Source organism: Providencia sp. PROV156, assembly GCF_028480905.1.
Lineage (GTDB): Bacteria > Pseudomonadota > Gammaproteobacteria > Enterobacterales > Enterobacteriaceae > Providencia > Providencia hangzhouensis.
Map to the genome: position 1 here is coordinate 62657 of NZ_JAMPPE010000004.1, position 12172 is coordinate 74828.

Sequence of the window (12172 nt, forward strand, 5' to 3'; positions counted from 1 at the left end):
TTTGAAAAAAATATATTTTATATCTAGCATAAAATAACACAGCTAATTTACATTCAGCTGTTAATCAAAGTTTTATCACTTTATTTTACTTTGACCTTATGGGGTTAATTATGTCTAGATATATACTACCTCTGTCTTTACTTTCGTTATCTGTTATATCAAGTTCAGCATTTGCAATAACTAACAGTGCTGGAGGAATTATTTCAATTTCTGGAGCAATAAGCGATACAACTTGTACTATTAATGGCGGAAATAGTGCCGATATGACTGTTGTTCTTGACCCAATAACCGTAACAGATGCAGGGACCACTGCCGCGACGGTTATTTCTAAAAATCAAAAACAATTTTCTTTAACTTTCTCTGATTGTGCACCTGCGAGCACGCCTGTAAGTAATCTGAAATTACACTTTTATTCATCAAGTAATATTTCCCCTTCCGGTTTGTATTTAGTGAATACTTCCGTCAATGAAAATGATGCTTCCGTTGCTAAAAATGTTGGATTTAGTTTATCTAAAACCAGCACTCCAACAACCGCAATTCCACTCAATGTGGCCTTTGATACTAACCTTACAGGGGCTGACACTGGTGGCGCGACAGGAGCTACACTCAATTTAATAGCCAGTTATTATAAAACTAATGCAACTGCTGCCAAAGTCGGTCTTTTGCAATCAAATGTAATATATACAGTTTCCTATTTATAATTATGACTTAGCCAGGCTTTTATTAGCCTGGCTTTAAATGGATACTATTATGAAAACTCTAGTTTTATTACTCACTATTTTATTTTCGAGCTCAACATTTTCTAATGTTATTATTACAGGCACTCGAGTTATATATCCTGCTGACGCTGATAGTATTACTGTACAATTAACCAATAATAGCAAAACATCGTCTCTTGTTCAGTCATGGATTGATAACGGTGATGAAAATTCCACACCTGAGAATTCTGAAGCACCTTTTTATTTGTCCCCTCCTATTGTTAAAATTGAAGGTTTACAAGGTCAGCAATTAAAAATAAAAAAAATACCCGGAAAACTTTCTGACAATGTTGAAAGTGTATTTTTCTTAAATGTTTTAGATATTCCTAAAACTCCAGAATCTGCTAAAGGCAAAAATGCAATTCAGCTAGCCACACGCTCACGAATTAAAATTTTTTATCGTCCTATTGGTCTAACCGAATCCTCCGATGAAGTCATTAATCATGCGAGCTACCAGATTAAAAATAATAACATATTAGTTAAAAATAACTCGCAATACCATTTAACTATTGCAGCTATCACACCATTGGACGATAAAAATAATTCATTAATTGATTCTGCGATGATTGCCCCTATGTCTGAAAAAGAATTACCTATTAAAGGAACAATGAAAAGCCACGATCTTATTTTAATGTATGTGGATGACTATGGTGTTTTCAAATCTAAAAACATTAAACTTTAATAGAAGAAATCATCGTGAAAAAAGAAAACTATCTCTACCTCCTAATCTTAATAGGACTACAAAGTTATCAAAAGAACTCAATAGCGGACGAGTTTGAGACTTCCCTATTGGTAGGCAAATCTGCACAAGGAGATATTTCACGATTCTATACCGACAGTAAAATTCCATCAGGTAAACAATTAGCCGAGCTTTATGTAAATAATAGTTGGAAAGGCCAATTTGAAATTGATATCAATAATGATGGTAAACTGATTAGCCTTGCTGCTGATGATGTGCAGAAATTAAACCTGAATTTATCTTCTGAGGTGATTGAACAAACCAAACAACAGCCATTTATTCCTATTGATGATTTAGTGGCCAATATAAAATATAAATTCAATATCAACGACCTACGACTCGATATTACCGTCCCTCAAGTCGCTCTGAAACAACTCGAAGCTAACTATGTTGACCCCAGTCTCTGGAATTATGGCGAACCTGCAATTATTTTTTCTTATAATACAAATTATTATAGTTACAAAGAGAAAAAAAACTCTAAAACTAGCAGTGACAATTTTTTTGCTACCTTAAATTCAGGCGTTAATTTAGGCGCTTGGCAATTTAGAGATGAATCCAGCTATCGACATAGCTCTCATAGTAGCCAAAAATGGAAAAACAATACCCGTTATATTTATCGTCCTCTTAGTGCAATCAAATCCGGGTTGAAATTAGGTGATTTTTATACACCCGCAGCCCTATTTAATAGTATTCGAGTTCGAGGGATTGCATTGGCAACAGAAGCTAGTATGTTGCCAAATTCAAGTCAAAATTTTGTACCTATTATACGCGGTGTCGCTCAAACAAATGCCTTAGTCAGCGTGTACCAAAATAATAATCTGGTTTATCAAGAAAGCGTTCCCCCTGGTGAGTTTGCATTTAATGACCTGCAGCCTAGTGCTGGTGGAGGTGACTTATTCGTCGTTGTCCAAGAAGCTGATGGAAGGCAAGAAACCTTTACTGTGCCCTATTCTGCTGTACCTGACATGCTCAAACAGGGCGTTTATAATTACAGCCTTATTGCTGGGCAAACTAAAATCGACAATACCCATTATCAACCCAAATTTACTCAAGGTGAGTTTCACTATGGGTTAAATAATTTAGTGACGCTTTATGCAGGAATGCTATTTAGCGAAAAATACTATTCTGGCGTTATAGGGAGTGGTTGGAATTTTAGTTTTGGGGCCATTTCAGCTGACATTACGCAAGCAAATACTAAATTGGATTCAGGAAATCACAGTGGGCAAAGCTACCGCCTGACTTATAACAAATATATTAATGCAACATCGACCAATTTAACCTTAGCGTCATATCGTTATTCCACTAGTGGTTACTATAGCTTTATTGATGCCATTTATTCCCAAGATAATTATCGCGCTTGGAAAGCTTATCAAGACCAGTTATCAGAAAAACTCGGCAATAATATTCCACCTGAGCTTTCACTCACTAATTATGACGCTTTACGTGGTTCACGTGCTAAAAACACATTTACGTTGAATTTAAACCAACAATTAGCTGATGGTTATGGTTCGGTATTCATATCGGGTACACACCGTGATTATTGGAATGCAAACGGTAATAGCCGTGAATATCAAGCCGGTTATGCAAACAATTATAACGATATTTCCTATAGTGTGTCTGTTTCACGTGTTCGCAATTACGACAGCGAAGAAGAAACTCGTATTTATGCCAACTTTAGTGTTCCTTTTTCTTTATTTGAAAAACGCGCCAATATTAGTATGGGAAGCTATTTCACCGACTCTCGTTATCAACAAACTACGCTGAGTGTCAGTGGTATTGCAGGTAAAAATGACCAAGTCAATTATACGCTAACTGCAACGAACCAAAGCGGTGGTAATAACTTAGTTGGTGGGAACGTCAGCTATCAGCTTCCCTCTAGCACGCTTTCAGGATCTTACACAGAGGCCAATAATTACCGCCAAACGGGTTTAGGCGCCAAAGGAACTCTGGTTGCTATTCCTGGACATATTGTTTTTTCAGGGGAAACAGGACAGACCTACACCATCATTGATGCTCCAATGGCCAGTGACATGATGGTCAATGCCGATAAAACCACTTTAACTAATCAACAAGGTGTTGTTTTAGTCGCTAACTCCACACCCTATAGAACCAATACCTATACCTTGACAGATACAGAGAAAACCGCAGGCGCTGAGGTGCTCGGTAATATGGCAAATGTAAGTCCATATCAAGGGGCGGTAAATTACATCAAACTCGAGACCGATACTCGACAAACTTATATCATCCGTGGCGCTCTTGCTAATGGCGATAGCTTACCTTTTGGAACAGAAATCACAGATGCTAAACAACAGAGTATTGGTTATGTCGGCCAATCTGGCGTGATGTATATCAAAAGTGAGCAATTACCGATGGCATTACACATAAAGCTTAAAGGGAAACAGACATGTGTTATTGAGCCGCTACTCAACACGATGGATAAGAACAAAAACCTCTGTCGATAAAGGAAAATATGATGAAAAAAATCACTTTAGCACTGATGTTTTCCAGTATATTGGCTTACAGCCAGTTTTCCTCAGCACATTGTAGACAAACTTCTACCGTGACGGCTCCCGCTCTTGCTTTTGATTTATCGACAGAGCTCACCAGTACATCGACTCAAGTTAGTAAAAATAGTAGAACCATCTACCCTGGAACTTTTACCTGTACTGCAAGAGGGATACTTTTTCCTAACTCTATTGGTATCGCATCTCCTTTCCAAGGTAGAACCGCCACTATTGGTTTTAATGGTGGAAAGCAGTTTGTCTCAATTACAGTCACTGCATTAGAAAAAGATAGGGTTATCGGCCTTACGGAAGGTGTACATCAAGGTAGTGAACTCGATACAAATTTTACCGTTCAATTTAATTTGCTTGCGACTAAACCCGGAACCAACTATGTCGAAGTATCAGGAAGTACCGCCACAGTTACCCCTATCGTACTCGCCTCTGATGCATCCAGCTTGGGAATTTTACAGTGGCTATTAGATATTGTATCTAAATTAGTCACTTTTCTGTTAACGCTGCAATGGCCAACTAGTGCTGATGATATCTACTTACAACCAATTACCTTAACTTATAATCCAATCCTCACTACCTGTAATTTTGTTAACCAAGGTTTAGTCGTTTCGCTACCCCCAGTAAGCATCAATGCAGTGAAAACTGCAACCAGAGCGGGCTATACGCCATTCACACTTAATTTTACTTGCCAAGACTTTTTAGCAGGCGGTAATGCTTCTCGTGATGTATCTATTTTTTTATCCAGTAGCAATTTGCTCTCAAATGATAAAGCAACATTGAATAATACCATTAGCCAAGGCGCTAAAGGCGTTGGCTTCCGATTAGTTAGTGCAAGTAATCTCAATACACCGTTAGTGCTTTCAGATAGCGTGGCAGCTAAAAATGGAGCGACAAATATTTTTACTGTCCTAAAGGGAAATCCAATCTCCCCTTCTTTTTCAGTAAATTTAGGAGCTTATTACCATGCATACAACACCAATAGTGTCACTCAAGGGCAAGTCTCAAGTACGGCAACAGTTGTGATGTCATATAATTAACAAGGAAAATACCATGGTGGAATTCATTAAAATTACAGGGTTCGCTACATTACTATTTTTTAGCTTCCAAACAAGTGCAAGTCTTGTTTTGCAAGGAACACGAATTATTTTTCCTAGTGATAAAAAATCCGTCGGAATTCAACTTACTAATTACAGTGAACAAGCCACATTAACTCAAAGCTGGGTGGATGAAGGTAATCCGGACTCGACACCAGAAACGACGAACGCACCATTTATTGTAACGCCCCCCGTCACTAAAATCGCAGCAAATGACGGAGTTCAATTACAAATACGTTTTATTGGTGACAAACTCCCTACGAATAAAGAGTCTGTATTTTATTTAAATGTATTAGACATTGCGCCAAAACCAAAACAAATAAATAGTGCCAATATGCTACAGTTTGCCATTCAAACACGAATTAAAGTTTTTTATCGCCCTACAAACCTCACAGAAAAGCCAAACAATGTCATCAAAAACATCCAATTCCATTTAGCTAAAGAAGGTATTGTCGTCAACAACCCGACCCCTTATTTTTTAAATATTGCCAATATCTATCTAGCTAATAATAAAAGTCGTTCTATTGCAAAAAGCTCGATGGTAGAGCCATTTTCATCACAAACTTACTTTTCAACCGCTGATATTAATCACGGAGAAAATATAACAATGATTTATATTGACGATACTGGAAAACAAATTCAATACCAAACCAAGCTATAAAATAGGCTTAACCGCTTCTATAACTTGGCAGGTGAATATTAAGATTGAGCCACCACTTTAGGGCGGATAAACACGGCAGGGATAGCGAGAAGAGCCATTAAGTAAAATACCACACCATGATGAGCAGGCACTCGCTCATAAATGTATCCGACAATAATAGTCAGTACGGCTAACCCGCCGCCAGTTGCGAGTGCGGAGTAAACACCTTGTAATGGGATAATTTCATTTTCTTTTCTTGCACTAATAAAGCGCATTGCGGCTAGGTGGCAAATTGTAAAAGTACCACTGTGAAGAATTTGTACCACGATTAATACCGGTAATGCAGTAAACGCTCCCATCAAGCCCCAACGAATAATTCCACAGAAGGCAGATAACAACAGTAAATTTCGAGCGCTCCAACGCCTAAATAAACGGTGGCTTAACATAAATACAATGACTTCAGCAACCACACCGAGCGACCATAAATTACCGATAACTAAATCTGAATAGCCGGCTTCTTTCCAAAATAGGGAAGCAAAACCATAATAAGCCGCATGAGCCCCTTGCAGTAACGTAACACAGATAAGAAACCTAACGACGTTTTTATCCGCAATCAATTGTTTAAACGTAACCTTATTACCACCATCCGCTTTCGCTACCCCCATTGGCATGATTGCTGGTTTCAGCATTGCGCCAAGTAATAATGCTAGACAGCTTACTATCAAGGCCACCATGATGGCTTTATTTCCCCAAACACCGGCTAAATACCCCATCAGTGAGGAACCAATAATAAAAGCTATCGAACCCCAAACGCGAATTTTGCCGTAGTCAAAGGTAAATTGTTTTTGCCATGTCCCCGCCAGTGAATCACCCAGTGGAACCATTGGTGCAAAAAATAAGTTAAATCCAATCATTACAAACAACAGCCATGCCCAGTGAGAACCCAGAGCAAAACCGACAGAAAAAATAAGTGAAAGCCCTGCGAGTAAGCGTAGAGCAGTAATAAGTTTCGAGGGCTCTTTAACTAAAGGAGTAATAAACATCGCACCAAGGAAACGGGCTGCTAGCCCTACCCCTAACAAAACACCAATCATTTCTGCATCAATTCCCTCACCTTGTAACCAAACTGACCAAAATGGCAAGAAAATACTGTAGGCAAAAAAGTAGGTAAAATAATCAATAGCTAGCCAACGCGTTGATGGAATGACCATCACTCCTCCGTTTTTTCAATGCAAAAAACCCGCTCATACATACATGTAGAAGCGGGTTTCAGTAATTAATAATACGTTATGTTATGCGTAAACTGGGTATTTTTTGCAAATTGCTAATACTTTTTGCTTCACGCTCTCAATGGTCGCTTCGTCATTGAGGTTGTCTAGAATATCACACATCCAGCCAGCTAGCTCACCCGCTTCTGCTTCTTTGAAGCCACGACGCGTAATCGCAGGAGAACCAATACGTACACCAGACGTTACAAATGGGCTCTTAGGGTCGTTCGGTACACTGTTTTTGTTAACAGTGATATTCGCACGGCCAAGTGCAGCATCTGCATCTTTACCTGTAATGTCTTTATCAACCAAATCAACTAAGAATAAGTGGTTTTCAGTTCCGCCAGATACCACTTTGTAGCCACGTTTTTGGAAAACATCGACCATTGCCTTCGCATTCTTAGCAACTTGCTGTTGATAAACTTTGAATTCAGGTTCCATCGCTTCTTTCAGAGCAACCGCTTTACCTGCAATAACATGCATTAAAGGGCCACCTTGAGATCCAGGGAATACCGCTGAGTTGATTTTTTTGTACAACTCTTCGTCACCACCTTTAGCTAAAATTAACCCACCACGTGGACCCGCTAAAGTTTTATGCGTTGTTGTTGTCACAACGTGTGCATGAGGAACTGGGTTTGGATAAACACCCGCAGCAATCAAACCTGCAACGTGAGCCATATCAACAAACAGGTAAGCGCCAATACCATCTGCGATTTCACGCATTTTAGCCCAATCAACGACACCTGAGTACGCAGAGAAACCACCGATAATCATTTTTGGTTTGTGTTTTTCCGCTTGCGCTTTGATATCGTCGTAGTCAATTTTACCGCTTTCATCAATACCGTAAGGCACGATGTTGTACAGTTTACCTGAGAAGTTAACCGGTGAACCGTGAGTTAAGTGACCACCATGTGCTAGGTTCATTCCCAGAACGGTATCACCTGGCTGTAGTAACGCCATGTAAACTGCAGCGTTAGCTTGCGAACCTGAGTGCGGCTGCACGTTCGCATAGTCAGCACCAAATAGTTCTTTCGCACGGTCAATCGCTAATTGCTCTACCACGTCAACATACTCACAACCGCCATAGTAGCGTTTGCCTGGGTAGCCTTCTGCATATTTATTGGTTAGCTGAGAACCTTGAGCCTGCATGACTCGTGGACTGGTATAGTTTTCAGAAGCAATTAATTCAATGTGTTCTTCTTGACGTTGTACTTCTTGCTCCATTGCTTCCCATAATTTCGGATCGTAGTCAGCAATATTCATTTCACGCTTTAACATTCGCTTCTCCTGCCTCAGCAATTCAATAGGTTGAAAATCGATTCATCGCAATGACACACAGTGTAAACTCTTTTTCTCTCTTGAGATAGCCCTAAAGAAAAAATATACGCAAACGATTGCATTAATTTTTTTCACTTCATTTGCTTCTGAAGGCTTCATTATAAAATAGCTCAAATTTTAATTTTTAACGGACAAACATCCAGATTTGCTATTCCCTTCTCATTATGTGCCTAAATCCACCCTATTTTTCCGATTTGAGTCTTTACATAAACACGTAAATATTATAAGTTGTATTTAAAATGCATCTTTATAAATCACCTTCATCGTTCGCAAAAATAGGGATTAGCTGAGATGAAATAAATTTATCTAACTAATCTACAAAGGAATATTTTTAGATCGCAAAAATTTGCCCTTTGCCATAACTATAATGAGAACATGAAAATAATTCAGGAGCACCTGTATGCTAGATAGCCAAACCATTGCCATTGTTAAATCAACCATTCCTGCCATTGCTGAAACAGGGCCAAAACTGACCGCGCATTTTTATGATCGGATGTTTAAACAGCATCCTGAATTAAAAGATATTTTTAACATGACTCACCAAGTGAATGGGGACCAACGAGAAGCCCTTTTCAACGCTATCTGCGCATATGCTGTGCATATTGAAACTCCTGAAGCTCTTATTTCAGCTGTCGAAAAAATCGCCCAAAAACATGTAAGCTTAAATATTAAACCTGAGCACTATCCAATCGTCGGGGAAAACTTACTCGCGGCTATTGATGAACTCCTCAACCCAGGCCAAGAGGTTCTTGATGCATGGGGAAGAGCTTACGGTGTTTTAGCCGATATTTTTATTGGTAGAGAAGCTGCAATTTACCAAGAAAATGCGGATAAAAATGGGGGTTGGGAAGGCTTACGTGAGTTTAAATTAGCGCAAAAACAACCACAAAGTGATGTGATTACAAGTTTTGAATTTGTTCCTGTCGATGGGCAACCTGTCGCTGATTACCGCCCAGGCCAATATATCACTATTTATGTCAACAACCAGGGATTTGAAAACCAAGAAATCCGCCAATACTCTCTGACCACTGCACCTAATGGCCGTAGCTACCGTATTGCGGTAAAACGTGAAGAACAAGGCTCCGTTTCTAATTTCTTACATCAACAATTAAATGAAGGTGATAGTGTACTGCTCGCCCCTCCATGTGGTGATTTCTTTATTGATGTTGATGGTCAGACACCTGTTACCTTGATCTCTGCTGGCGTTGGTTTAACTCCAATGCTGAGCATGTTAAATCATCTAACAGAACAAGGTCACAACGCACAAGTTAATTGGTTCCATGCCGCTGAAAATGGTGCCGTTCATACCTTTAGGCACGAAATTCAACAACTATTAGTAAAACAGCAAACCAGCCAATCCACGATTTGGTTTAATCAACCAAGAGAGGAAGATCGTCTCGGGTTTGATTACCAATATGAAGGTTTAATGAATTTAGAATTGGTACGTGAATGGATTGAGCAACCGAATATGCAATTCTATTTCTGTGGCCCTGTTGGGTTTATGCAGCACGTAGGTAAGCAGCTAATTGCAATGGGTGTCGATACCAGTGCTATTCACTATGAATGTTTTGGACCACACAAGGTATTACCCCTCAATTAATTCACAAAAAATGCTCTTCTGTTTAGAAGAGCATTCTATGAAACATATTAACTGAAGAAAATGGGTTAACTAGTTAAATATTCGTAGTTTTCTAATTTAGCGGTAACGGGATCGCATAATAAATACACAATTTTAATCCCATTCCTGTGTATTTTCCGTTACCGCATTTTCATACAAACTTAATTTATTAAATTGCTTCTTCGTCTTGCTCACCGGTTCGAATACGGATCACTCGAGCGACATCATAAACAAAGATCTTTCCATCACCAATTTTGCCAGTTTGTGCAGTTTGCATAATGGTTTCGACGCAGTTTTCAACGATGTCATCAGGTACTACAATTTCAATTTTTACCTTAGGTAAAAAATCAACCATATACTCTGCGCCACGGTAAAGTTCAGTATGCCCTTTTTGACGTCCAAAACCTTTCACTTCAGTCACTGTCATTCCAGTAATACCCACTTCTGCCAGCGCTTCACGAACATCATCAAGTTTGAATGGCTTTATAATTGCATCAATTTTTTTCATAAATAATTCCTGTTATGACCAGTTTTTACGGCCAAAACCTGAGGTGATCGGATAACGGCGGTCTTTGCCAAAATTGCGCATCGTAATACGTGGCCCAACAGGCGCCTGACGACGTTTATATTCATTAATATCAACAAGGCGCACAACTTTGCGTACCACGTCTTTATCAAAACCAAGTTTGATTAGGTCATTAACTGACAAGTCTTTTTCCACATAGCCTTCTAATAATGCATCTAACACATCATAAGGTGGCAAACTGTCTTGATCTAATTGCCCTGGCGCAAGTTCTGCTGATGGCGGCCTATCAATCACACGTTGTGGGATTGCTGGAGAGATAGTATTACGGTATTTAGCCAACTCAAAGACAAGGGTTTTAGGCACATCTTTTAACACGTCAAAACCACCCGCCATATCACCATACAATGTCGAGTAGCCAACCGCTGACTCACTTTTATTACTGGTAGTCAAAACTAAGCGACGACGTTTATTTGACATCGCCATTAAAATAACGGCTCGGCAACGCGCTTGTAAGTTTTCCTCAGTTGTATCAACCGCGGTTCCTTCAAACATAGGCGTTAACTGTGCCATAAAAGCATCAAACATCGGTTCGATAGATACGATATCGAATTCAACACCAAGCAAATCAGCTTGTTCTTTAGCGTCGTGGATACTCATCTCAGAAGTATAGCGGAATGGCATCATGACCGCTTGCACGTGCTCTTTCCCTATTGCATCAACGGCAATAGCCACTGTTAACCCTGAATCAATCCCGCCTGATAGCCCTAAAATAGCCCCATTAAAACCATTTTTATTGATGTAATCGCGAGTAGACATGACTAAAGCTTGGTATACCTGCGCCACAGGGTCATTCTCAATAAATACGCTACCTTCGCTCACCAATGCAAGTTCATCAAATTGCACTGTGATAACCTGCTCTTTAAATTCTTCCAATTTAAAGGTTTGCTTGCCTTTGTTTGCAATGATTTTTGAGCCACCATCAAACACCAATTCGTCTTGCCCGCCAACTTGATTGAGATACACAATTGGCATATGAGTGCGTTTACAATGATCGACTAATAAATCAGTTCGAATATGTTCTTTATTAATATCATAAGGAGATGCATTGATTGTCAGTAATATTTCAGCGCCAGCTCCTTTTACTGCATCAACCGGTTCGTCATACCAAATATCTTCGCAAATCAATAAGCCGAGCTGATAACCTTTAAATTCAACAACACAGGTTTTTTCATCTGCGGTGAAATAACGAGGCTCATCAAACACGCCGTAATTTGGTAATTCTTGTTTAAAATAACGTGCATGCAATTTGCCTTGATAGAAAAAAGACAATGCATTATAGATATCATCCCCTTCATACCATGGATGACCAACAATAATTGCCGTTTCTTGGCTGGCTTTTTGCAAACGGTCGAGTTGTACTAAACAGCGGTCCTCAAAATCAGCTCGGAAAATTAAATCCTCTGGTGGGTACCCTGTCAAAGACAGCTCTGAAAACATGACAATATCTGTGTTTGGTGCTTGTTCACTCACAACTTGCAACATGCGATCGCAGTTGCCTTCGATGTCACCGACTAACCAATTAAGTTGTGCTAGTGAAATATTAAGCTTACGGCTCATAAGGTGTTTTTTCTCCCGGAGCGTGAATATGAATTGCCTTATTCCACATAATGTAATC

General features: G+C 39.3%; 10 protein-coding genes. 6 read left to right on the forward strand and 4 right to left on the reverse strand.

Translation table 11 applies throughout. The annotated features are described in order from the left end of the window. The first annotated feature begins 110 nt into the window (after positions 1-110). From PSF31_RS03885 to PSF31_RS03905, 5 genes are read left to right on the forward strand one after another with little or no spacing between them, the layout of a single operon-like run. Positions 111-701 carry a fimbrial protein gene (locus tag PSF31_RS03885; RefSeq protein ID WP_096863445.1) on the forward strand — a complete coding sequence of 197 codons (591 nt, stop codon included), beginning with the start codon at positions 111-113 and terminating at the stop codon, positions 699-701. Positions 702-750: 49 nt separating this feature from the next. After that, positions 751-1440, forward strand: a complete 690-nt coding sequence (locus tag PSF31_RS03890) for a fimbrial biogenesis chaperone (RefSeq protein WP_164561150.1) — start codon at positions 751-753, stop codon at positions 1438-1440. A 14-nt stretch (positions 1441-1454) separates the two neighbouring features. Beyond that, positions 1455-3959 (forward strand): fimbria/pilus outer membrane usher protein, encoded by a 2505-nt coding sequence (locus tag PSF31_RS03895; RefSeq protein ID WP_164561151.1) that lies wholly within the window; start codon positions 1455-1457, stop codon positions 3957-3959. 8 nt (positions 3960-3967) lie between these two features. Then, complete coding sequence (locus PSF31_RS03900; protein ID WP_197739763.1) at positions 3968-5050, forward strand: fimbrial protein; 1083 nt, start codon at positions 3968-3970, stop codon at positions 5048-5050. Positions 5051-5063: 13 nt separating this feature from the next. Further along, the gene (locus tag PSF31_RS03905; protein ID WP_096863444.1) at positions 5064-5768 is read left to right on the forward strand and encodes a fimbrial biogenesis chaperone; all 705 of its coding nucleotides are present in this window, start codon (positions 5064-5066) and stop codon (positions 5766-5768) included. Positions 5769-5806: 38 nt separating this feature from the next. Here PSF31_RS03905 and PSF31_RS03910 read toward each other — a convergent pair whose 3' ends face one another. Together PSF31_RS03910 and glyA are read right to left on the reverse strand one after the other, a co-directional pair. Continuing rightward, complete coding sequence (locus tag PSF31_RS03910; RefSeq protein WP_096863443.1) at positions 5807-6958, reverse strand: 3-phenylpropionate MFS transporter; 1152 nt, start codon at positions 6956-6958, stop codon at positions 5807-5809. Between the two features lie 81 nt (positions 6959-7039). Continuing rightward, a complete protein-coding gene (glyA, locus tag PSF31_RS03915) occupies positions 7040-8293 on the reverse strand; it encodes a serine hydroxymethyltransferase (protein WP_004264933.1) in 1254 nt (417 codons plus the stop codon). Between the two features lie 460 nt (positions 8294-8753). On the opposite strand from glyA, the gene hmpA reads away from it, so the two are divergent. After that, positions 8754-9953, forward strand: a complete 1200-nt coding sequence (gene hmpA / locus PSF31_RS03920) for an NO-inducible flavohemoprotein (RefSeq protein WP_096863442.1) — start codon at positions 8754-8756, stop codon at positions 9951-9953. A gap of 187 nt (positions 9954-10140) precedes the next feature. On the opposite strand, the gene glnB is transcribed toward hmpA, so the two are convergent. Beyond that, complete coding sequence (gene glnB, locus PSF31_RS03925) at positions 10141-10479, reverse strand: nitrogen regulatory protein P-II (protein WP_004912721.1); 339 nt, start codon at positions 10477-10479, stop codon at positions 10141-10143. A gap of 12 nt (positions 10480-10491) precedes the next feature. Next, on the reverse strand, positions 10492-12114 hold the full coding sequence (locus tag PSF31_RS03930; protein ID WP_004264936.1) for an NAD+ synthase: 1623 nt from the start codon (positions 12112-12114) through the stop codon (positions 10492-10494). Positions 12115-12172: the final 58 nt, after the last annotated feature.